At 47.4% G+C, this 24,287-nt stretch carries 16 protein-coding genes; 7 read left to right on the top strand and 9 right to left on the bottom strand.

All coding sequences use genetic code 11. From position 1 onward, the window contains the following. Positions 1–133 precede the first annotated feature (133 nt). Both F0316_RS03200 and F0316_RS03195 read right to left on the bottom strand, forming a co-directional pair. Positions 134–961, bottom strand: coding sequence for a protein-glutamate O-methyltransferase (locus F0316_RS03200; protein WP_000125387.1), 828 nt, complete (start codon positions 959–961; stop codon positions 134–136). A 10-nt stretch (positions 962–971) separates the two neighbouring features. Further along, the gene (locus tag F0316_RS03195) at positions 972–1,898 is read right to left on the bottom strand and encodes a chemotaxis protein CheV (protein WP_000145786.1); all 927 of its coding nucleotides are present in this window, start codon (positions 1,896–1,898) and stop codon (positions 972–974) included. A gap of 56 nt (positions 1,899–1,954) precedes the next feature. On the opposite strand from F0316_RS03195, the gene flgA reads away from it, so the two are divergent. The 3 genes from flgA to F0316_RS03180 all read left to right on the top strand — a co-directional run bounded on the left by flgA (position 1,955) and on the right by F0316_RS03180 (position 3,705). Continuing rightward, positions 1,955–2,722 carry a flagellar basal body P-ring formation chaperone FlgA gene (flgA, locus tag F0316_RS03190; RefSeq protein WP_001892962.1) on the top strand — a complete coding sequence of 256 codons (768 nt, stop codon included), beginning with the start codon at positions 1,955–1,957 and terminating at the stop codon, positions 2,720–2,722. 130 nt (positions 2,723–2,852) lie between these two features. After that, positions 2,853–3,176 carry a flagellar biosynthesis anti-sigma factor FlgM gene (flgM, locus tag F0316_RS03185; RefSeq protein WP_000907265.1) on the top strand — a complete coding sequence of 108 codons (324 nt, stop codon included), beginning with the start codon at positions 2,853–2,855 and terminating at the stop codon, positions 3,174–3,176. Positions 3,177–3,279: 103 nt separating this feature from the next. Continuing rightward, positions 3,280–3,705, top strand: coding sequence for a flagella synthesis protein FlgN (locus F0316_RS03180; RefSeq protein ID WP_000729365.1), 426 nt, complete (start codon positions 3,280–3,282; stop codon positions 3,703–3,705). A 109-nt stretch (positions 3,706–3,814) separates the two neighbouring features. Here F0316_RS03180 and flgP read toward each other — a convergent pair whose 3' ends face one another. Both flgP and F0316_RS03170 read right to left on the bottom strand, forming a co-directional pair. Next, positions 3,815–4,252: a flagellar assembly lipoprotein FlgP gene (flgP, locus tag F0316_RS03175; protein ID WP_001885771.1), complete on the bottom strand. Its 438-nt coding sequence runs from the start codon at positions 4,250–4,252 to the stop codon at positions 3,815–3,817. A gap of 7 nt (positions 4,253–4,259) precedes the next feature. Next, positions 4,260–4,895, bottom strand: a complete 636-nt coding sequence (locus F0316_RS03170; protein WP_000759070.1) for a FlgO family outer membrane protein — start codon at positions 4,893–4,895, stop codon at positions 4,260–4,262. A gap of 160 nt (positions 4,896–5,055) precedes the next feature. Here F0316_RS03170 and F0316_RS03165 point away from each other — a divergent pair, with 160 nt between their 5' ends. Next, the gene (locus F0316_RS03165) at positions 5,056–6,189 is read left to right on the top strand and encodes a flagellar assembly protein FlgT (RefSeq protein ID WP_000739490.1); all 1,134 of its coding nucleotides are present in this window, start codon (positions 5,056–5,058) and stop codon (positions 6,187–6,189) included. A gap of 129 nt (positions 6,190–6,318) precedes the next feature. On the opposite strand, the gene F0316_RS03160 is transcribed toward F0316_RS03165, so the two are convergent. The 3 genes from F0316_RS03160 to F0316_RS03150 all read right to left on the bottom strand — a co-directional run bounded on the left by F0316_RS03160 (position 6,319) and on the right by F0316_RS03150 (position 17,000). Next, a complete protein-coding gene (locus tag F0316_RS03160) occupies positions 6,319–13,572 on the bottom strand; it encodes a non-ribosomal peptide synthetase (RefSeq protein WP_172625951.1) in 7,254 nt (2,417 codons plus the stop codon). Between the two features lie 245 nt (positions 13,573–13,817). After that, complete coding sequence (locus F0316_RS03155) at positions 13,818–14,633, bottom strand: siderophore-interacting protein (RefSeq protein WP_000064345.1); 816 nt, start codon at positions 14,631–14,633, stop codon at positions 13,818–13,820. A gap of 303 nt (positions 14,634–14,936) precedes the next feature. Beyond that, positions 14,937–17,000: a TonB-dependent siderophore receptor gene (locus F0316_RS03150; protein ID WP_123162893.1), complete on the bottom strand. Its 2,064-nt coding sequence runs from the start codon at positions 16,998–17,000 to the stop codon at positions 14,937–14,939. A gap of 615 nt (positions 17,001–17,615) precedes the next feature. On the opposite strand from F0316_RS03150, the gene F0316_RS03145 reads away from it, so the two are divergent. Further along, positions 17,616–18,122 carry a Fe3+-citrate ABC transporter substrate-binding protein gene (locus tag F0316_RS03145; protein WP_001895039.1) on the top strand — a complete coding sequence of 169 codons (507 nt, stop codon included), beginning with the start codon at positions 17,616–17,618 and terminating at the stop codon, positions 18,120–18,122. Between the two features lie 87 nt (positions 18,123–18,209). Here F0316_RS03145 and F0316_RS03140 read toward each other — a convergent pair whose 3' ends face one another. After that, complete coding sequence (locus F0316_RS03140; protein WP_000731531.1) at positions 18,210–19,175, bottom strand: OmpA family protein; 966 nt, start codon at positions 19,173–19,175, stop codon at positions 18,210–18,212. Between the two features lie 295 nt (positions 19,176–19,470). Then, positions 19,471–20,895, bottom strand: a complete 1,425-nt coding sequence (gene gltX, locus F0316_RS03135; protein WP_044127693.1) for a glutamate--tRNA ligase — start codon at positions 20,893–20,895, stop codon at positions 19,471–19,473. A 200-nt stretch (positions 20,896–21,095) separates the two neighbouring features. Between gltX and copA the strand changes: the two genes are divergently transcribed. Then, a complete protein-coding gene (gene copA / locus F0316_RS03130) occupies positions 21,096–23,816 on the top strand; it encodes a copper-translocating P-type ATPase CopA (protein ID WP_216364821.1) in 2,721 nt (906 codons plus the stop codon). Positions 23,817–23,824: 8 nt separating this feature from the next. Further along, positions 23,825–24,265, top strand: coding sequence for a DUF411 domain-containing protein (locus tag F0316_RS03125; RefSeq protein ID WP_000831716.1), 441 nt, complete (start codon positions 23,825–23,827; stop codon positions 24,263–24,265). Positions 24,266–24,287 lie beyond the last annotated feature (22 nt).

The following is a 24,287-nucleotide window of genomic DNA, read 5'->3' as shown; positions in this document are numbered from 1 at the left end:
GCAAGATGGATAATATTTAGCAAACTCCACGCCAAACCGATTCCTTGCAAGAAAAGGCGTTCCTGTTCATTAGAGTCTGAAAGAAAAGAAAAAGCCCGGTAGAAACCGGGCAAAATGAGATGGATTGATTTCTTTATTTGAGTTTATAGATGATACCAGGGTTACAACGCACCATTTCAAACTTATCCGTCAGCCCAGTCAGGGATTCGGATGCCCCTAACAGTAAATAGCCGCCGGGGTTCAAACTTGCCGCCATCTGATTTAGCACTTTAGATTTCATATCTGGCGAGAAATAGATCAGCACGTTACGGCAAAAAATGATGTCAAACTTACCCAGCAAGGAGTAACTTTCCATTAAGTTTTGCGGACGGAAGTTCACTAAACGTTTTACGTTATCCTTCACCTTCATCCGGCCATCCCCAGCATCTTCGAAAAACACTCGACGACGCTCAGGAGATAAACCACGTCCTAAAGCTAAGTTGTCATAAATCCCGGCTCGGCACATATCTAACATACTGGCTGAAATATCTGTGGCAGTAATTGACACGCTTGGCAACAATCCCGGACGTTTTTGCTGCACTTCTAAAATCGTCATCGCCATGGAGTACGGCTCTTGGCCTGATGAACTGGCCGCCGACCAGATTTTTATCGGCCGTTTATTTGCCGCCATTTCTGGCAATAATTTGTCAGCTAAAACCGTAAATGGGTAGGAATCTCGAAACCATAAGGTTTCGTTGGTTGTCATGGCGTCAACCGCTGCTACGCGCAGATCGCGATTTCGTCCTGTCACGACATCCCGCAACAAGTCAGACAACGAACTTAACTTGAATTTGGTGACGAGTGGACTTAGACGACTTCGCACCAAATACTGCTTGCTGTCACCCAGTACAATTCCGCACTGAGATTCCAGAAATCGGCAAAAGTCGCGATACTCTTGGTCGCTAATCGTTATAGCAGTCATTCAATTCTCTTTATTTAACTAGCGCAGCTTTCACCGCATTACCAAGCTCATCAGGGTTAAATTTCGCAATAAACGCATTTGCCCCAACTCTCTCAACCATGGCTTGGTTGAACACGCCACTCAATGAAGAGTGCAAAATAACATAAAGATCTTTGAGCTCGTTATGACGACGGATTTCCGCAGTCAAGGTATAGCCATCCATCTCTGGCATTTCAATATCGGAGATAACCAAAGATATTTGATTACTGATTGGACCTTCACTGAGCATTTCCAGTAATTTTTCGTAAGCATCTTTACCATCTTTCGTGGTAACGACTTCAAAACCGATAGACTCAATGGCGCGTTGCACCTGTTTGCGTGCCACGCTGGAGTCGTCCGCAATCAAAATGCGACGAACAAACTCTTTTTCCTGCTCAACTTGGGCAATTTGTTCACCGATTGAGCTGTCCATATCTTCGTTAACTGGCGTGATTTCAGCCAAGATCTTTTCAACGTCGATGATCTCAACCAATTCATTATCAATATTGGTCACAGCCGTCAAATAGTTACTTTTCCCAGTCCCATTCGGAGGCGGTAATATCGCTTCCCAACGCATGTTAATGATACGCTCAACCGAGCTCACCAGAAATGCTTGAATAGTACGGTTAAATTCCGCGATGACCACGAAACTTTTATCCACGTCCGTCGTCGGACGACCACCAACGGCAAGGCTCATATCAATCACAGAGACCGTTTGACCACGAATATGGGCAACCCCTTTTACTAAGCGGTGCAAATTAGGCATTGAGGTCAATTTAGGACATTGCAGGACTTCTTTAACTTTGAAAACGTTAATACCGTATCGTTGACGGCCGTTAAGACGGAAAGTTAATAGTTCTAATCGGTTTTGACCGACGAGTTGCGTACGCTGATTCACAGAATCAAGAATACCCGTCATAAGCTCATCTCCATCTCAAACTTTTATCCAAAAAAAGTGATAGTCTACTACAGGCTATGAAGAAACCAGAGAAACGAAAAATGCATCCGAAGATCGATCTCCATTCGCATTTCATAACTAAGTGTAGAGCTTTCTGTGAAATATTTTATAGCTTTATCGGCTTTTTATTATTTTTCTTTAGTCTAGCGGCCAATGCAGCCACGCCGGAACAGCTTTCAATGATCAAAGAAGCCGCCGAAAATCATGTGCTGAGCACGGTGGATATGCCTGCTGGCGGTGAGTTGGTGGTCAATGCTGCCAATATAGACGATCGTCTATTCGCGACCGATTGTCCGGAACCTCTCACAACAAATTCATCATCCAGCAATGGTTCTGCGGCCAACATCACCGTATTGGTGGAGTGTAAACCGGATAACTGGCGTATTTATGTGCCGGTTCGGCTGACAATCACTATCCCACTTATCACTGCGGCAACCCCATTAAGTCGGGGACAAATGATTTCCGCACAAGATGTTACGTTAAGTATGGTAGACCTGCTGCGTTTCCGGCGGCAAGGTTTTTCCACTCCTGAAAACGTGATTGGTGCAAAAATCAAAAAAAATATTCGTGTGGGTGATGTGATTGAACAGAACGATGTGTGCATCGTGTGTCGAAATGAAAGTGTTGTCATCCGAGCGGGAAAATCTGGTATGTCGATCACAACCAAAGGGACGGCGATGTCCGATGGTGTCGTGGGAGAGCAGATAAAAGTGAAAAATGACAAATCTAACCGTATAATTGATGCGCAAGTCAGTGGTGTTGGTGAGGTCACCGTCGCGTTTTGATAGCTCTACCTTGCTTATCAGAAAAACTGGTGCCAAGTGATTTTCTGTTTGGTTAAAAAAGTCGCTAAAGTTTCGACCTGTGTGGTCGATATTGACAGTACACGTTAAAGTTTATTGAAAAGGCTCATTTATGGCAGGTATTGATAACATACGCGCAGGACAGTCGTTAAACACGACCAGCCGCACCAATGTGCGTTCTTCTGATGCCAGCAACTCTTCCACTCAATCCGGGGCGGTATCGCGCTCATCGGCAAGTGGTCAGGATGCGGTATCGCTGAGCTCACAAAGTAAAGCCATTGGCGAAATGCATAGTGAAATGGCTTCAAGACCCAGTTTTGACAGCGCAAAAGTCGCCGCAATCAAAGAAGCGATTGCTAACGGCTCTTACGTGGTTGACCCTGAAAAACTGGCCGATAATATGATCAAATTCGAAAAAGAACTGGGCGGCTTCTAACCTAACGTGTCCCCAGCGTGCGTCACTGACGAGTATGTTGTTATAACGAAAAAGTGACGAGCAAAGAGTGATGATCCCACTGTAATGTATAGGCGATTTGGCGATGGCAGCATTAAAAGACTTGGTTGAGTTTCAACTGAAAAATGCGCAAGAACTCGTGACCGTACTCGAAGCGGAGAAAGTTGCGATCACCAGCCGAATCTCTGTCGATATCGAATCCATTGCTAAACAGAAACTCACCTTAGTCAATCAATTACAGCAAACTGACCAACGCATTGCGAAACATCCGCATGTCGCGAGCCTGACTGAAGATGCTTATCTCAATGAGTTGGTGAGTCAAATCCGCAGTATCATCATGGATTGCCAGCAAGCTAACCTGATTAATGGCGATGCTTTGGCCCGCGCGCAATTGAGCTTCAATAAACTCAATAACCTGATGCAACAAAGTCATGGCAAGATTGGTATGACTTACAGCGCGACCGGGAAAACCCATACTATTTCAACCTTGGGTACCAATATCAAAGCATGATGAGAGAGTCTCTTAAAGCGAAGCACTCAAACAAATCAGTAAGACTTAACAAGCAAAAAAGCGGCAATCATTGCCGCTTTTTACGTTCTGGGAGATGAAGAGGTGAGCGCTAGAATAGGGTCATTTGTCGTTTTTCGGGAACTTGTTGAACTTCTCCGTAATCACGCATCTTGTCCATCTTGCGAATATCAAGTCTCAGTTCAGTGACATAGCTGTCCCCAACCTTATAACTGCGTACCACTTCAGCACCGCGAATCACACCATCGACCGCACCTGCCGTCAGTTCCGTACCAAGACGTTGATCTTGTAACTCAGCACGACCACTGATGCGCATACCATACACCTGCTCAGCAAGCTCGCGGTAAGCATCAATTTTAGAAGCACGCATCGCACGCACTTGCTTCTCGGCCTCATCACGCCCTCTCTGCTCGCTGATATTGGCATAGCCAACCGCCGTTAACCAATCATCAGGGCGCATGCTTTGCAAGGGTTGGCATCCCGTCATCACTAAGGCTGCCACTAGGAGTAGTAAGCTAGATTTCATCATCGTTCTCCTATGGACGTAAAATCACGGTGTACGGCTGAGTGATGGTTGGATCTGAGCGGATCAACACTCCATCTTGGGTACGAATACTGTTGAGCGTATCCAAATCTCGGCCGATACGATCGGCAGGCAAGAAACCTTGTGCCGTGGCCACAACAATTCGTGAGTGCATGCCAACTACACGAGCATTCACTATCACACCGCCTTCTTGGCGCAGCATAGTCCCTGTCAGTACGTACTGGACTTCTTGCTCTGAAGAAAGGTTTTTCCAGTCGCGGCTAAAGGCAAAATCGCCCTGCTGCGTCACTTGGATTGAACCTGTGGTTTTAAAATCCACCACTTTAAATCCACGACGCTGAAACTGGTGAATGAATCCTTCCGAGACCGAGTTACCGAGCCAGTTAGTGGTATCCATATTTTGCAGATCGACAAACGAAGTCACCGCAATTGGCGTACGAGCAGTAATGCTGGTATTTGAGAGCATCAAATCTTCCGTCATGCTCTCAACAAAGAAATCCAATGTGTGACGAGGACTCTCCATCAACATAAACTGTGAACCATTGTATGGCTCTTTGCCGTTATAAATCGGGGCGTATGCACACGAAGTCAGTAAAACGACGGGTACTAAGGAAAGCCATTTTTTCATTCTCTTCATCTCCAGATATACTATGGCGCGCGTTTCAGCTTCTCACTCGATTAAACTGGAACGCTCCTTGCTTTTCTTAAACGGTTATTGGTTCAGAATTGCAATGCCTACATCAGTTAGGATTTGAAAAGCAAAATTTATACCCACTTGGGACCTTACGATGAAAAAAAATATTTTATCTATCATTTCAGCACTTTGGATGATGCTTCAACTTCCATCGGCTCATGCAGCTTGGTATGAAGTGACAGGCTCTGCCGCTATTGTTTCTTCCGAAGAGGTCGCCCGCTTACACGCCTTAGAAGATGCGCTGTATAAAGCGGTAAATTTTGCCGGGGCAGATATTGGCAGCATTAGCAATTTAATGCCGCTCTTGGAGTCTGATCGTCGAGAATACCTGTTTGCTAACCATGAGGTACGCTACATCCTGATTGAAGAACGCAAAGCGATTAACAATGTGATGTACGTGCGCACCCGCATTGATATTTACCCATCGGCAACGGCTTGCCACGTTGAGCAATACAAAAAAACCATGTTGATCGGCAATATTGATCTGGCCTCACCTCAGCAAGCAGTGATGGGACAGATCTATCAGGTCGGTGATGATTTTGCACAGGTGATTAATCGTCGCTTAGAGCAAGAATCTCGCAGCTTTGTCTCGGTCGGCACAACCCAATACGATATTGACCCTAAAGCACCGGAGCGGATCAAGATGATCGCGCAAGATGCTGGAGCGCAGTACATCATGGGCGGCATGATCACTGATTTAACCGCCACCATAGAGCAAAAAACGCTGCAAGATGACATCATCAATCGCCAGTTTGCGATGGAAATCAGTGTGTTTGATGGCAAAACAGGCAATGAAGTGATGACACGCACTTACCGTGAAGTTGCACGCTGGCCGTTTCCTAAAACCAGCCAAATTGATACGCGTAGTGCACGTTTCTGGGCATCGGCTTATGGTGAAATGATGCTGCGTGTGAGCCGCAACATTATGCTCGACCTTGAATCGGAAATTTCTTGTAAGATCACGTTACCGCAAATTGTGGCGAAATTTGGAACCACAGCCACCATGGATCTTGGCCGAATTCACGGTGTTAAACAAGGTGACAAGCTCAGCCTCTGGCACACCGGAGCCTTTATCGACCAACAAGGGTTGCCGCGTAACAAAGTCACCCAAAGTGAGATTACGCTTACCGTGTCTCGTGTATATGAACATGAAGCGGAATTAACCGTGGATCAACCTGAGCTCGCCTACAGTATTCAAATCGGCGATGTGATGCACAAGCAGATGTAGCTCCATCATCAAGTTCAAGCCCTGAACTGCCACGACTGGCACTTCAGGGCTTGTCATAAAGGGGGAGCCAATATCGCCCTTCGCCCCCTATTCCCTACGACTACGATATCGAGTCACGACACAAAAACACTACCCCATGGACTGAGAGCGACAAGCTTCATCTTCAAGCTGCCTCACCTGCTTTTTCAGCGTCGGCAGTGCAATATCTTGTGCAATACAATCGGAAAACCGCTCAAACATGCCACTGGTCACCTTGGTCAACAGAGCGACTTGAGCTGGGCTATAGTGTTTCGACATATAACTCATCATGACTCTCAACGTCTGCTCTTGCTCGATCCTCTCTTCTAAAATTTCAAACTGTAAACCTAAGCCGGATTCACTTTTATCGGGATCGACTTGTTGGAAGCGGATCGCATGCCCTTCTGTCAACGGTAGCTCTCCATGCAGCTTATTTTTTGCATGCAGTTGTATAAAGACCTCAAACATGTGACCTTCCGTCTCATGCTCAACACCTTTGAGCCCTTCTTCAATCAGATCGATCGGAATATCTGTGTATGGCATCGACTGGTTAATGCTATTTTTCACTTGCTCGATGAGTTGCCACACCGTTTGTACTTTCGTGAAATCCACCAACTGAACGCCCATGGTAGTGAAATAACCGACTGTGTCGAAAAACTCGGCATCCAGCCGACCGGAAGCAGGTGTGCCAACCAGCAGCTTTTCTGGTGCGCCGAGACAATGTACCGACGCAGAAATCGCCGCATACATCACGTTAAACAACGAAGCATGGCGTGCTTTAGCCAATTGATACAGCGATACCATGGTCGATTTCGGCAATTTTATTTCGACCCAGCCGCCTTCTCCAAGCTCGACGCCAGTGCGGTTACTTAAAGGATGATCCGCAGCAAACAGAGGCTGTGCCCAAGGCACACCGGCAAACTTGGTTAACCAATAGTTAAGATGCGTTTGATTGAATGCCGAAGAACGCTGCTTGCGAGCAAACTCATGGAAAGGTAAGGGTTCCGTTTGCCACTGTGGACGAGTACCTTGCACACTGTGTTGATACGCCTGTGCTAATTCATCCATCAAAATATTGATCGACCACTCATCCAACACAATATGGTGGAACAGAAGTGAAAGATATTGCGTCCCCGTCTGTTCATCACGTACGAAATTGAGCCGAAGTGGCAATTCTTGGCTCAGGTCAAAGGTGTGCTCGGCCTCTTGCGCCAGTAGTCTGGCCACGGATTGGGCTGCGTTATCTTTAGACGTCCAGAACCACTGGTAATGTCCAATATGGCTGGCCTCGATCACTTGCTGGTAAGGCTGCCCATCTTCTAGGCCAAAGTGGGTTCGTAACCCAGCATGACGCAGTAAAAGCCAGTGAAAAGCCTCACCAAATGCCTGCTCATCGACCTCATCTAAAAATTTAAGCGCAAACGGAAGATTGAAGATGTGGGTCAACCCAAACTTGGCGTATTTGCTCATCGCCTTCCATAAAGAGGCTTGTGCTAACGACAAAGGCGCTTTAGACGACTCGACCACCTCACTCACTTCGAATGATGTGCTGGTGGGTTTACGGTGAAGTACGGCTTGCTGCGCCAGTTGTTTGGCATTAGGGAAACTAAACATATCATTGATGTGCAGTTCAATACCTTGCTCGCTCAACAAGCGACCAATGACTCGCGTTGCGATCAGGGAATGTCCGCCAAAATCAAAGAAATCATCCTCTGCCGTCATCTCGGCAACACCAAGCGCTGAACGAAACTCAGCCAATATGCACGCTTCAATCGCAGAGGAATTTGCAACGCCCAACTCAAGCTCAGACTCTGCCAGCTCCGCATGCACATCGTTTGAGGCTGGCGGATTGTTTGACGTCAACTCAATGGCTGAGACATGAGAAGCTGAGGTTGTCGAAGAAGGCATTGTTCGCCCACCTATCGCAGCGACAAATTGCTCAAGCAAGTAGGCTCCGACATGGGGGGAAACCGTGGCATCTAACGCCAGCTCAAGCACTAGAGCACCTTGGCAATTAAGCCCAACCCCCAAGGCGACTTCAAATTTGGGGTGCATGGCTGCAAAAAGTAATTTTTCGCAGCGCAAACCCTCCAATTGTAGATGCACTGAAGGATCCACTAACCAAGTCACTAAGGCTGCGGCAGAGGCGTGAGTTTCGCTAGCGACTCCTCCCCTCATTAACGGCTGGCGCATCGAATCCAAGATCTCTTGGCTCAGTTGCGAAAGCGGACGCTCAAAGCCTTTAAGGGCGATATGTACCAACTGGCTTTCAATCATAGAACCATTCAACTCACGCGTTTTGCGCTCCACATCATGCGGAACGTAAAGCTCAAATTGGCCAAGTTTCACACTTGCGGCAAGGTAGCGCGTAAATAACGCGGCGATCAGTGCAAGCACTTCCTGCTTATCCGGCTGCGCTAAACCATGCTCCGCCAGTACGCTGCTGTGTAGGGCAATCCGATATTTACGACTGCAAAGCGTATTGATGGCGCTATTTGCGCTCGGCAAGCTCTGCTCAATCCATGTAGCGTGACTCGCAGGCTGTAACCAAGGCAATAACGCTTGGGATAATGGCGTTTGCGGCATCACAGGGGTAAAGCCGAGGGAAAGATCCTCCCCCTCCATCACAGGATCGATGTCACAGGCGATTTGGTTATACCCATGGGTTACGCACTCAAATACGCGCCGCCAATCCCATTGCTCGCTGATAATTTGATGGCTTATCACCCCAAGCACTCGCTCTTCGCTCCCCAAACTCAACAAGCAAAAACTTAGTGCGGCTTGCTTGGCTAAATCCATCGGCTGATTTTGCCATCGCACAAGATGTTCAAACGCCTCATCCATTGACTCAACATGTTCAAAATGGATCTCAAGCGGTGTTGGCTTCGCCGAGTACAAGGTTAAGCCGGATGCCTCATCAAGCACATAGCGTCGGTTTAACACAGGAAAATGATTGGGCAACTGACTGAGCGCTGTGATTAAGCGCGCGATATTCACTTTCCCGCTCATTCGATAAGCGGTCGCATATTGATTGCGTCCGTCACCATGTCGTTGATGCTCTCGCCAGACTCGCTGTTCAAACTCACTCAAGGAAGCCGATGACAAGGTAGGTGGTGAGAGAGGTTGACTTTGATTCGGTTGACATACTGGTTCAACAGAGATCGATTGTCGCTGAACATGCGCTTGGCACTGTTTGCGATCCACTTTGCCATTCGCAGAAAGCGGTAAAGCCTCTAAAGCAATAAACCGACTCGGAATATGCGAAGACGGTAGCGATTGTTTGGCAAACTCTCGTAACGCCTGACTCGATGCTGATTGCTGAGGTTTAACGCTAAATAATGCAGCTAAAGCGGTATCGCCATTGACATCGGTATAATCGACCACCACCACGCTCGCGAGCGCCGGATGAGTTTGCAGCTGCTTTTCGATATCCGGCAGTGACACTCGTACCCCACGAACTTTCACATAACCATTGATGCGGCTAGCAAAAATGATATTGCCGTCCGCACGGTAGTAGCCTTGATCGCCCGTTCGAAAAGCGCGCACAGGGTGGCCATGCTCATCCAATACGGTGACAAAATCGGTTTGTTTCAGTTCGCCGTCTTCAAGATAACCTTGCGCTAAATTGACCCCAGAGGTGAAGATACGGCCGACCACACCTTGCGGTACATGGCGTTGTATCTCATCCATAATAAAATAACGGTTTCCCGCCAACGGCCGACCATATGGGATCACGCTGACATCATCCGCCGTCAGCTCATGCCAGATGCTCCAAATCGTCGTCTCGGTAGGACCGCCCAAAGAGATCAACCGCGGCGGATTTGAACCAGCGCGTAATTGGGCGATGGTGGCAGGTTTGATGTAATCGCCCCCTTGGGCAATCAGACGAAGTGAGTGTAATTGCCCTGCTTGAGTGCAAGAGAGCAACATCTCCAAGATAGCGGGGACGGAGACCCAAATCGTCACTTGATGCCGCTCAATTAAGCGATTCCATTGCAACGCATCTTTTTCTTCATGCCCAGCGGGAAGAACTAACGTCGCTCCGAAGCTCAAGGTGGCAAAGAGATCAAACACCGACATATCATGATGCAATGGCGTCACTGACATCACCACATCCTCACTGGTGAGATGCCACGCTTGGCCAGTTTGACCAATCACATTCGAGGTCGCCTGATTATTGACCACCACGCACTTAGGTTTGCCCGTAGTACCAGAGGTATAAAGATAATAAGCCGTTTGTTGGCTTTGGCTTAATCGGCTTAATTGATCGAGTGGTGTAACGTCTACTCCATCGGCGAATAAGACAGGCTCAATCAAGGCATCAAAAGCGATCACATTACCAAACTCACAGGGCTTATCCATCACCACCAGATCGGCGTGACAATTTTCTAAAAGGTAATCCAGACGCTCTTTGGGAGACGCGGCATCAATAGGTACCCAGATAATCCCCGAAAGCGCAGAAGCCAAGCTGATGACAACATGTTCAACACTGCGTGGCAAGCAAATGGCGAGCACATTTCCTGAGGTCAACCCTCGCGCTTTGAGCTGCCACATCACGCGCTGAACCTGCTCACCCAATTGAGCATAAGAGAGGGTTTGTTCCCCGCAGATCACAGCGGTTTTGTCCTCTGTGCGGACAAACAATTGCTGCGCTAACTTGGCAAGAAAATCGGAATCGTGACTGGCCGACTCATCGCTATTAAAACGGTAGTGTGAAAGGTCGATACATGGCTCAAGCGGCGCGGCCAATGATGCTGACGAAGTGATCTGATTCAAGCGATGATGTAAGGCACTTAACATCTCGCGGATAAGCTCAGTCTCTAAAGCCGCTAAAGCATAATCAAAGCTGATGATAAGGTTTTTCTGCTCGTCGTAAGTTAAGCGAATATCTAAAGCCACCTGCGGAGTTTGCGTTACCCCATCGAACAGAGTGACAGCGTCCTCTGGATTCAGGGTTTTCCAAGACAAACCATTGGTTAACACAACCGGCAGCACCAGAGCTTGCGGCGCTTGATTCATCAACAGACGGTTAAGATCGACGCCAGAAAAAGCAAGATACTCAAGAGCCTCTAGCATCTCACGCTGTAGCTTGCTCGCTTGGCTCAGCAAACTCTGGGTTGATTTTTCATGCTCTAAGATCACAAAGGATGACTCATTGCCATCAATCGCATTACTGCGTGGAATTAATACCGGAAAACCCACTCGCATCCCGATTTCGGTTGTCCAATAGGAGAGCACGTCCAAGATGGTTGCTGTCAGCAAGGAATTGAGAAATAAGCCATTTTCAATGCCGCATCGATTGAGCTTACCGACACTCTCTTTGGGTATTTGCAAACTTTCACGAGCATAACGAGACGTAGTGATCGTCTCTAATGCTTGTTTCCAAGGCAGTGCTGGCGGCGGGCAATCAGGATGAAGTTTGCTTTTCCAATACGCTTCATCTTGCGCTTTTTTGGAGGCGAATTGCGGCGAGATGGACTGAGTATCACGAGCATTTTGCACCACCTGAGTTATATCGGGTTCTTCGCTTCCTAGTAGTGCAGCAAGAATGAGTGCATGGGTGCGACCATCGACAATCAAAGCATCAAAGCTGGTCAACACGATGGAGCTAAACTCCTCTTGCTCTTCTGTTGGTAGTTGCACCACACAGATTTGCCAGGGCGAGCGCGTTAAATCATGCATCCGCTGTTGATATTGCTGCCTAACTGGCTCAACCGCTAATAAGGCTTGTTCGCGGGAAAGATGCTGTAAATCGATGGCTTGCCAATTTAACGCTATGCAAGGAGAGACCCACTGAATCCATTTCTCTTGATCAATGCGAGTTCTCAAGGCAGGAATATGCTCAACGAGATAGAGCAGACGGCTGTACAGTGACTGAGTGTCGATGTGACCTCGATACTCACGAAACTCATGCATCGCGACGCCGCCTAAGGCAATTTGGGTTGAGCGACCTAGCAAGTAAGCTTGTTGTAAAGGGGTCAGTGGCATCTCCTGAATCGACTCGCGGCGAGCATAACCGAGTTGCGCGTCAATCTGTTGTACGCTTTGCTGCATCATCTCTGGATGCAGCGCCACACAGCGGATCAAATCAACGTAATGCGCGAAAAGCGCTGTGATGTCCTTATCAGCGAAGTTTTCCATTCGCACATCCCAATTGAGCAAAATCCCTTCATAAGCCGGAGCAATTTGCGCATCGAGAGTCACCTGCGCTCCCTGCGAAATCACCCAATTCATACGCCCTAAATGCTGAGTGACATGACCGGAAAAGATCTCCTCGTCTCGCATTTCCATGCCTGAGGTAAAGACTATCGGTGAACGCTGCACCCCACCCTGTTGCCGCGATAAATCGCGCATCACGCTAACTCCTGAATAGCTTTCATGGCGAAGTAATTGATGCAGTTGGTTAGCCGTTTGCTGACACAGGCTCAACAGGGTTTGAGTCGTTCCCACATCGGCGCTAAAAATCAGCAAATTGGAAAAATCGCCGATCGTGTGTCCAATATCCAAAGAGCGATTGCCGCGATGGAATGTAGGCACATTGAGTCGAAATTGCCTCTCTTGGCAAGCATTGGCAATCACTTGTGAAAAGAGTGCCAATGTCAGTTGGGTTAGTGTGAGATGATGTTGCCGCGCAACCTCGGCCAACTCTTTGCGCTCCACTGGAGTGAACCAGTGTGCAAACCTTTGGCTGTTTGCGCTAACGGCGTCGTTTGGCATGGGTTGATAAGGCAAACTTGGCTCGGCGGGAATCGTCGCAAGACGCTCTTGCCACCATTTCTTATCCACCTCTTTGCGTTTTGCCAAAGCACGATCGGCTTGCTGAGCATCAAGATATTGGAAAAAAGTCACCACATCAGACTCAATGATCTCTAATCGATGTTCTATGGCCTCTAAATAGAGTGAGGTGAGATCGTCCACCAACAGCCGAAAACTTTGTGCATCACACGCAATCATATCCACATCAATGTGTAATCGGTGTTTGCCCTCAGGCAACAGAGTCAAGCTGATCTCAATCGGGTTTCCCTGCGTTAAATCGAGCATCTGGTGGGTCATTCGCTGGCGCTTAGTATGCACAAAAGACTCCACCTCATCTGGCTTCCATTGTGATAGGTCATCCACTTTAAGCTGATGGAAAGTTGAGAGAGGCAAGATTCTCTGCTGTCCATCCTTGGTGATCGCTAAACGTAACATGGGATGTTTCGCGTACAGCGCACGTACTGCTTGCGTTAGCGCCTGTCGATTTAATGCTTGACCATCAAATTCGGCGTAGAGATGCGCGGCCACACCATCGAGCAAGCAGTCGTGTTGACGCCCTAGCCAATAAGCCGCTTGCATTGCTGTCATTTCTTTCATCTTTAAACCCACAGATTCATCCCTTTACTCGGTACACATCGTCTTGCAACGCTTTAATGTGTAAAATTTAGTTAATAATAATCATTATCAATTACATGTAAAGAACGAAATCGGTCAGCCTCGAGATTGAAAAAGTCACGAACGTAGCCAACACATCAGAAGCTTTGTAGGAAGGGAAAAGAGAGGGATTGGTAAGCCCCATCAGGGGCTTACCACATTAACAGGCGAGGTGAATGAAATCCGTGCTGAGTCAGAGGTTAAAACTCTTCATCCATCACCACATGGCGCTCTTCGTGGTACGCCTCTTCGTTTTTACCGCGCTTCCAATAAGGAATGGCGTAAATCTTATCTCTTGCGATTCGATATTCATTTCGCAAAATTTTACGACACGCAATAACGCTCTCATTTTCCCCTGCCACAAAAGCAGAAAGCGACTCTGCGCCTTGCGGTACTGGCAGTTGTTTAATCGCCATCGCCAAAGCGGGTTGCGCCTGATTAGGATCGCGCACTAACCACTTAATCACCATCTGTTCTGGATGGGAGATATCATGCTTATCTTCAATATCATCCACTTCAAGAAATACATAACCTTTGGCCTGACTAGGCATTTTTTCTAAAATGGCACTGATCGCAGGCACAGCAGAGAGATCGCCAGCCATAATATGCCAATCTGCTGGCTCAATAAGAGGGTCTGGCCCGCCGGGACCTATCAAACCGAGTTGTGAACCCGTTTGAGCTTTTAGCGCCCATCCACCACCCGGTGTTCCTTCTCCATGCACAACAAAATCGATATCAAGCTCATTGCTCTGTGCTCGGTATTGTCTAACGGTATACGCTCGCGGAACCGGTTTATGCTCTGGCCAAATGACTTTATCACCCTCACGAATCGGTAACTGGAGTATGCCACTCGCTTGATTAGGGAAAAAAACCTTAATGTGTGACCCATTTTGATCTTCGGGGAATCCAATTAAATCCTCACCAGTCAGTGTCACTCGAAGTAGGTTTTTTGATACATACTTTTTACGCACAAAATCCAGTAATCTCGGATAAACGCGCTCGACTTCGTTACTCATTCTTTCACCTAATTTATCTTATGCCTTAGCCAACCTTGCTGGGAGTGTCATTCACTCAATCCTCCCAACGTTCTGCCCCAGTTGAAAAACAGTGGTTCGGCCCTGTAAACAATCAATTCAAATGAGAATGTATATCACTAACTAACTTTGCACAACAGTCGTTCAACTTAACCAAGGGATCCAAGATTCTTAGTATGTGGTTTAACCTCCAGAGCTCAGCTCAAGGCTCAAATGCAAACATAAAAAAACGCCTCTCCGCTGACTTAGAGGCGTTGTTTTGTTTCAGTCCATTTGAAATATCATTTAGAAATTCAACTGCACCGATGCACCAATCATGCGAGGCTGCTGTTTAAGTTGGTCAAGCGTATTATTGGTTGAGAGATAGAGCGTTGTTTTATCAGAATCCAATAAGTTAGTGGCATACAAGGTTGCTCGTCCATGCTCAAAAACATAGGCTAACTGAGCATTGGCAACCCAATATGAGTCAATCGCAAATTTTTCTGAATTGCCACTCTCCGAGAAATAGCTTCCGGTATAAGCCGCATTACTACTGAACTCAAACCCTTGGCCAAAATCATAAAGCAGACCAACATTGGCTGACATTTTCGGTGCTCGAGGCAGCTCTTTGGTGTTTCCGGTGGTTTCTTTGAACTCGGTTTTCAAAAGCCCTAGGTTGGCAAAAAGTTCGAGTGAAGAGGTCGCATACCAACGTGATCCGATTTCAGCGCCGTAAGTGCTCGCTTCATCAAGGTTCGCGATAAACACATCACCACTGGATGTAGTTTGCGTCATCTGCATACTATCGAAATCGTTATAGAAAAGGTTAGTCAACACTTCGACAGAATGGCTGAAACGGTGACGGGTGTAAAACTCATAGTTCCAAATCGATTCCTGCTCAAACTCGTAGGGCCTAAAACCCGTAAATTGCATTGAGTTAAAGGCTAGTCCTGCCCCACCCGCATTGTAACCTTTAGCCGCTTTAATCCCATAGGTCTGCCCTTGCACTGGTGTATATGCCACATCGAGCTTAGGCAGAAATACGCTGGATGTTTCATCGTAATCAAGCTTGTATCTTGGGTGCGAGACGTTTCGCTTAACCTGCTCTCTTTCAAATCGCCCAGCCAAATTCACATCGATAGAAGGCGTTAACGCATAAGTGACTTCCGCAAAAACGGATTTGGCTTTAGTGCGGCCATCCATCGGATATGCACTGGTCGCATCAATGTACATATCATCTTGTGAAGATTGGTAGTAACGCGCCCCGATTAGGGCATTCACGCTACCATCCAGTGCGATATAGCGTAATAACGGTTCGATATGAAATTCTTTACCATCGGTATTGAAATCCCCTCGGCTATTGGGATTGGTATAACGGTCATAGCTGAAATCGGCATACACCAGATTGTTTTCAAAAGTGAAGAGGTCGTTGAGATGCCAGATAATATCCCACGCCGTCGTGAACGAGGCTGTCTCATAAACCGGTCGGAAGGCTTCGTTACCCGCCACATTAATGTTTTCTGTTTGTGGCCCACGAGAATCCATATGAGAGAGCGTTAACGTGGTTTTAAAACCATCGAGTGCGGAAGGTTCATACAGCAGCTTACCGCGCACCGAATTCATCTCGATTTTTTTAGGATCGCCCGCGGGTTCAAAAGCAGCAAGATCGACAAAACTATCCCGCTTCTGCTGATCAAAACTCAAACGAAATGCCAACTCATCTTGAATAATAGGTGCAGAGATCATACCCGCTGTTTGCGAATAATCGCTTTCGCCAATACCTGCTTTTACCGCACTTTCAAAATGATGAGTAGGGTCGTTAGACTTCATCACAATCGCGCCCGCCGAGGTATTTCTCCCTTGAATGTAGCTCTGTGGCCCTAAATAGATCTCCACTTGCTGCATATCCCAGAGTGAACGAGGGCCAAAAGCAATTTCAGAATAAGTCAGTGAACGACCGTCAATCGACATATTTAAGCGAGGTGATGTGCCAGCAAAACTGGCCAAGCCCCCAACAGAAGGCCCCGAGCCATCGATACCGCGAATCGTGGGCATATTGTTGCTTTGACCCGAATCGACAAGGTTTGGGATCAGTTGTAGGAGATCATCAATCTCTGTTGCGCCGGGTGTTCTCTCAATCATGTCTTGATCAAACACTTCGACACTCGCGCTCGTCTCATAAATACTGCGTTGTGTTTTTTCGCCAATCACGACCAACACGGGCATTTCTTGCTCTTGTTTACTCGTAGTCTGCGTTTCCGCATAGGCCAAACTGCCCGTAAAAAGCCCCATCATCACTGCTGACAAGGTGTGCAATTTAAACTTTTTTTTCTCTGCAACATTGATTCGCGCTGGGCATAAAGCTGCCATTTGAATTTCTCCTTAACTCTAAATTAACCACTACACTGCGCTCAGGCCAGTATGGAGATGAGAGGCTTCCTTCGTTTTCAATGACAAATACCAGAACGAAAAAGTACGCGGCAAAACAAAACAGCACTGCTAAACCATGACTCAAGTCCATGCGCTTGATTGCAAGTATTCCGACGAACATACAATAACAATGCACTGAGCCACGGTTTAACCAATACACTGAGTTGCATAGAACGTACATCATTGAGAATCTTAATAATTCACAAATCAAATGTAAAGTATTCTCATTTGCATTTATGAGCACATTGCTTAGATAGAAAGAGCGTTGCAGGGGAAGTAGAGAGAAGCGAAAACGTAAATAGCGTCACTATACCCAAACGACTTGGAGTTGCAGGTAGGTGACAAGAGAGTTCATCTCCATGAATATAGATAAACACTGTGATTGGGGGGGGGGCGAACGTAGCCAACACCGCTACTGCTTCAAGTAGGAAGAGGATACAAGGTCAGAGTAAAGCTTACTATGTCAATCTTTGGTCATTCCTACAGCACATTTCTTCTCGTGCTAGCCAAAAGCCTCTATTATTACTATTAACAGTTTTATTTATAAAACACATCATGTCGAAAAGTAACCTAGAGACGAATACCGGACACCGCTTTATATCCAAAGCGAAAACCGCGTATAAAATTCATATTCATACCCCTGACGATAAGGTTTTACATCGATCAGTCGGGTTTGTACGGCTTGGTGAAAAGAAAGGATTGAAGAAAGCGATTTTGCTACGCAACGAATTAGGTTCCGCCATGTGGGGCAAATTTTGGCGTAGAATCCTAAAAGATCCTTACTTGATGACTCGCTTACCACACAGCTTAGAACCCAAAATCATCCATAAACCTAGGCCGACCTTGGATAACCCCACGGCAAGAGACGCTTGTTATATTGCGGCTTGGCGAGAATACGATGAACAAGGTAAATGCCACTTCCGCAGCGTGGTCTGCTCCATCAATAAACACGGAAAACTGGCCGCCTACACGAAAACCAAAAAAGCCCTATTAGCCGCACATAAAGATTGCTTAGATATTTTGGTGTTTATGGGACGCTTAAACAGTATCGACCTGAAATAAAACCTTTCGACTCGGTTTTTGTTATCACCAGAAAAAACAAAGGCCCGAATGGGCCTTTGTAGATTGAATCTTGATGATTACCGTGAATTATTCAGTAACTTGGTACTGGAATTCAGGGATCACTAGCTCAACACGACGGTTCTTCTCACGACCTTCTGCTGTCGCGTTAGAAGCGATTGGGCTGCTTTCGCCTAGACCTTTAGCTGAAATACGAGATGCATCAATACCTTGAGCTTCTAGTGCTTTCGCTACTGCTTGAGCACGACGCTCAGACAGTTTTTGGTTGTAAGCTTCAGAACCTGTTGAGTCTGTGTGACCAACTACTTCTACTTTTGCTTGTGGGTATTGGTTTAGGTAACCCACAATTTTATCCAATTTCTGAACCGTTGCTGGTTTTAGCTCAGCACTTGCGGTAGCAAATGTGCTGCTATCCAGATGTTGGAAAGTAAAGGTTTTGGTGACTGCCACTTTCTCGACTGGTGCCGCAACAGGTGCAGGTTCAGCTGGGCGCTGTTCTACCACTGGTGCTGGCTCTTCACTACCACCAAACTTATAAGCGATACCGAGTGTAGCGGTTTCTGCGCGTGCACGTACGATGTCGTTATTAATGTCAGTCAGGTTTTGGTATTCCAAACGCATAGTGACATTGTGGTTAGTGTTGAACTCTAGACCTGCTGCACCTAGGTATGAGTAGTCGTCCTTGCTGCCGTAATCGACATAAGCACCACCCACTTTACCGTACAGCGCAATGCCTTCGGTCAGAGGAATGCTGAGTTTTGGTGCTAGCGTTACCGCTTGTACCTTCTCATCATTCAATCCAGCAGCAGTAAACTTACCTAAGTAGTCGTAGCCTGCTTCCAGAGAGAGCCATTTGTTTGCTTGGTAACCCAGAAACGCGCCTACAACCTGATCATCATCTTCACAAGATTGACCAGCTAGACACGCGTCATCCAACCAAGATTTACCGACCTTACCTCCGACATACACCTCTGCCACTGCCGCAGAAGAAGCAAAAAGTAACGTCGCTGAAATAATTGCCGCTAGCTTTTTCATGGTATTTCCTTTTTTCTTTATGATTATTGTCGAGAGTTATACGCTGATCCTCGACCGTTCAAAAAGGTTAACTCGTACTCGAGCCAGATCACCTTTTTGTCGGCATCACTATAGCGGATGAAATAAAAAGAAAAAGAGCCTTTCGGTTATTATTTTGTCACGTCTTTGCTAAAAATGAGAAAAGACTAAAACACATACCCTTAACTATAAACGGTAGAATTAGAACAAGACTTCAAAAGGTAATAAAAAAGCCGCAGTTTGTTCTGCGGCTTTGGCTTTTTATGCAATCAAACGACTATACATTCGCTTCGCGAGTTTCGATGTACTCTAGTGCCATTTTGATACGTGCAATTACACGTTCTTGACCAATCAAGTTCATCACCGCATCCACAGAAGGCGATTGGCCACCGCCAGTCACGGCAACACGCAGTGGCATACCGATTTTACCCATGCCAATCTCAAGCTCTTCACACACTTGTGCGATCACGTGATGCAGCGCTTCGGTATTCCATTCTGTCAAAGCTTCAATCTTGCTCAGAGCTAGCATCAATGGCTCTTTCGCCACACCACGCAGGTGTTTCTTCGCGGCATCAGCATCAAACTCAGCAAAATCTTCGTAGAAGTAACGTGATTGCTGCGCAAGCTCAACCAAGGTATTGCAACGCTCACCCACCAACTTCACCACTTCCGCTAAAGCAGGACCGGTCGCTTTGTTAATGCCTTGGTTCTCGAAATGCCACTCAAGGTGTTTCGCCACATACTCAGGCTCTGAAGTCTTGATGTAGTGGTTGTTCAACCACAGCAGTTTGTCAGTGTTAAACGCTGACGCTGATTTTGAAATTGCGTTAAGGCTGAATAAGTTGATCATTTCATCACGAGAGAAGATCTCTTGGTCGCCATGCCCCCAACCTAAACGCACTAAGTAGTTCAGCAACGCTTCTGGCAGGTAGCCGTCATCACGGTATTGCATTACAGAAACCGCGCCATGGCGCTTAGATAGCTTGGCACCATCATCACCCAAGATCATTGCACAGTGCGCAAAGGTTGGGATGGTCGCGCCCATGGCTTTGTAAATGTTGATCTGGCGTGGCGTGTTGTTGATGTGGTCTTCACCGCGAATCACATGGCTGATACCCATATCGACATCATCCACGACTACACAGAAGTTATAGGTTGGAGTGCCATCAGTACGACGGATGATCAGATCATCCAGTTGGTCGTTACGGATTTCGATGCGGCCACGGATTTGGTCATCAAAAACGACGCTCCCCTCTTTCGGGTTACGGAAACGGATACAGCAAGGCTCACCTTCTTTTGCCGCATCATTGACCGCTTTAATTTTTGGATGATTCGCATCGTAGCGAGGCATCTCTTTGTTGGCTTCTTGCTCAGCACGGATTTCATCCAGCAGCTCTTTCGGCGCATAGCACTTGTAGGCTTTGCCTTCTGCCAACAACTGATCAATCACTTGGTTGTAACGATCAAAACGTTTGGTTTGGTAGTATGGGCCTTCATCCCATTCCAAACCTAACCACGTCATGCCTTCAATAATGGCATCCACCGCCGCCTGAGTAGAGCGTTCTAGGTCGGTGTCTTCAATACGCAGAACAAATTCACCACCTTGGCTTTTAGCATATAACCAAGAATAGAGTGCTGTACGCGCACCACCAACGTGCAGATACCCAGTTGGACTAGGCGCAAAACGAGTTTTAACCGTCATTTGAATTACCTTTGTGAGATTCTTTTGCTGAGAGCTCAGCATGCGAAATTTTGGGCGGTATTCTAACACCCGAGTTAACGCGATGCTACGCACGATTTTCGGCAAATTGACTCTTGGTAAAATGAGTTCGAGAAGTAAGGGTTGACCTTACCTTAAGGTTAAGGTTTATCCTTGTGGACATTCCGCAAGGAGGAGTGATCATGAACCATTTTGCTTTAGCGCTGCGTGGCCTGAACTGCATGGGCTGTGCGCGAAAATTGGAGCGCCAACTCAATCAAGATCTCACCGTCGAGATCGAAACGCTGACGCCAACCTCGATTGAACTGCATACCCATGCCACCTTAAATGAGGTGCTCACCAGTATTGAATCGCTGGGTTATCAAGGCGGTACTGAGCAAACTTATCAGCTACAAGGTTTAAACTGTGGTCGCTGTGTGAATAAACTGACCACGCACCTCAGCGCGCAGGCAGAAATTGCCAAACTGCACGTCAGTAAAGAGCGGCTTTCACTGGTTACAACCTTAACCGCTGAGCAAGTGAAAGCGCTGGTGGCGGAAGTGGGCTATCAGGCTATAGAAGCAGAACAAGAATCAACATTCGCGCCAGCAGCCTCTCTTGATGAGAAGCAAACCGACACGCCTGATGCTGAAAACTCCTCGAACACAGAACCCACTGAGGCGTCTAGCCAAACACTCTCTCTGCTTATTAAGGGGATGACCTGCGCCAGTTGTGTCGCATCGGTGGAAAAAGCCCTGCTTTCTGTTGAGGGAGTGCAGAGTGCACAAGTCAACCTCGCAGAGCAAAGTGCCTTGGTGAGAGGCATTTTCGCCAATCCGCAACCACTGCTTAACGCCATTCAAAGTTCTGGCTACCAAGCGGAGATCTTGGATGACCCAGCACAGCAGCAAGCCAAACAACAAGCGCAATTAGAAGCCTTACAAAAAGAGCATAAACAGAGTGCCTTATTAGGTATCGCTCTGGGTGCGCCTTTAATGCTGTGGGGCGTGTTTGGCGGCAACATGATGATTCGCAATAGCAGTGATCAAATGGTCTGGGGGGGAATCGGCATCATCTGTTTCGCACTGCTGCTCACCGCTGGACGCCACTTCTTTATGAATGCGTGGCAAGCACTGACTCATGGCAGAGCGACCATGGACACCCTAGTCGCACTGGGCACTGGCGCTGCTTGGTTTTACTCCATGCTCGTGGTGGCTTGGCCGCAAACGTTCCCTGATGCAGCGCGTCATGTGTACTTCGAAGCAACGGCAATGATCATTGGTTTGATTTCATTGGGTCATTACATTGAAACCAAAGCCAAAAGCAATACTAATCGCTCACTGCAAGCCTTGCTTAACTTACAACCACAGCAAGCAACGTTGGTGACTGAACAAGGCGATCAATCCATCGCCGTCGCTGATATTCAACTGGGCATGTCACTGCGCATCAAACCCGGAGAGCAAGTCCCTGTCGATGGAGTAGTCAGTACTGGTCACTCTTATCTGGATGAATCCATGCTCACGGGCGAACCCATTCCTGTACTCAAACAAGCCGGCGCGAAAGTCGCAGCGGGCACATTGAACCAAGATGGCAGCTTAGTGATCACCGCTACTGGCATTGGTTCGGAAACTATGCTGGCGCGGATTATCCAGATGGTAAGACAAGCGCAAAGCAGTAAACCAGCGATGGCTCGTTTAGCCGATCAGATTTCCTCTGTTTTCGTGCCCGTTGTTGTTGTCATTGCCGTCTTGTCTGCCGCACTTTGGTATCTGTATGGCCCCGATCCTAAAGCCAGTTACATGTTGGTCGTTGCGACCACGGTATTAATCATCGCCTGCCCTTGTGCTTTGGGGCTTGCCACTCCGCTCTCGATTACCGTGGGTATCGGCAAAGCAGCAGAGATGGGGATTTTGATTCGCGATGCCAATGTACTGCAGACCGCAAGTCAGATAGATACCGTGGTGTTTGATAAAACAGGGACGCTGACCTTAGGCAAACCGAGCATTCAATCACTGCATGTAGTGCAGGGGGATGAAAATCAATTACTGGCCCTAGCCTATGCCCTTGAGCAGCAATCAGAACACCCACTGGCTAAAGCGATCTGTGATTATGCCAAACAGCGCAATATTCGCCCTGTGGAGGTCAACCAATTCACTAACCAACGTGGACGTGGACTCTTAGCCGATTACCAGAATCAAACCGTGCTGGTTGGCTCTCTCGCTTTTATGCAAGAACAAGGCATTGATTTGTCGATGGCTGAATCGACTCTAGAAAAATTTGCAGCACAAGCGTGGACGCCGGTGGCGGTGGCTTATCGTGGCATGTTGCAAGGCGTGTTAGCGATTGCCGACCCGATCAAGCCCACCTCAGCACAAGCGGTACGTAAGCTCAATGAGCTTGGAATTCATACCGTGATGCTGACTGGCGATCACACTTCGGTTGCCAATGCGATTGCCAAAGAGCTCGGTATCTCGCACGTGATAGCGCAAGTGCTGCCCGACCAAAAAGCGCAGCACATTCAAGCTTTGCAACAACAAGGCCGTAAAGTCGCCATGATTGGCGATGGGATTAATGATGCCCCAGCTTTAGCGCTGGCTGACATTGGTATTGCCATGGGCAGTGGCAGTGATGTAGCCATTGAGAGCGCACAGATGACCCTTTTGAACTCATCACCAACCAGTGTGGTGAGCGCGATTGAGCTGTCAAAAGCCACACTGCGCAATATGAAGCAAAACCTGTTTGGCGCATTTATTTACAACACGCTGGGCATTCCTATCGCAGCGGGTGTGCTTTACCCAGCGTTTGGTTTTTTACTAAGCCCAGTTGTCGCCGGTGCGGCGATGGCGCTCTCCTCGATCACCGTGGTCAGTAATGCCAATCGCCTGCGCTGGAGCAAAATGTCTTTCGATCAACATTCTCAATGAGGTACACCATGAAACGCACAATGCTGACACTCGCCCTATTGGTCACATTTTCAGGACAAGCGCTTGCTACTCAGGTAGTGAATCACAAATCTCCTTATTGTGGTTGTTGCACCGAATGGACCAAACACATGGAAGAGAATGGTTTTACGGTAAAAGAAGTGCTGCATGACAACATGGACAGCATTAAGCAACAACTGGGCGTAAAACCTAAGCTAGCTTCTTGCCATACCGCAGAGATCGGCGGTTATGTCTTTGAAGGTCACATTCCAGCGCAAGACATCAAAGACTTTCTGGCTAACCCACCGAAAAATGCCAAAGGGCTCGCGGTTCCCGGAATGCCTATGGGTTCACCGGGTATGGAATATGGCGATAAGAAAGACAGTTATGCGGTGTATGCCTTTAATGAGCACGGCCAAGTCTTTGAATACCGCTCTTATCAAGGGAACTGATGGTATTCTTATCGCAATCTAG

Source organism: Vibrio cholerae (assembly GCF_008369605.1).
In the GTDB taxonomy this organism is placed as follows: Bacteria; Pseudomonadota; Gammaproteobacteria; order Enterobacterales; family Vibrionaceae; genus Vibrio; species Vibrio cholerae.
The sequence above is the reverse complement of the archived record's forward strand: the minus strand, read 5'-3'. Positions and strand labels throughout refer to the sequence as shown.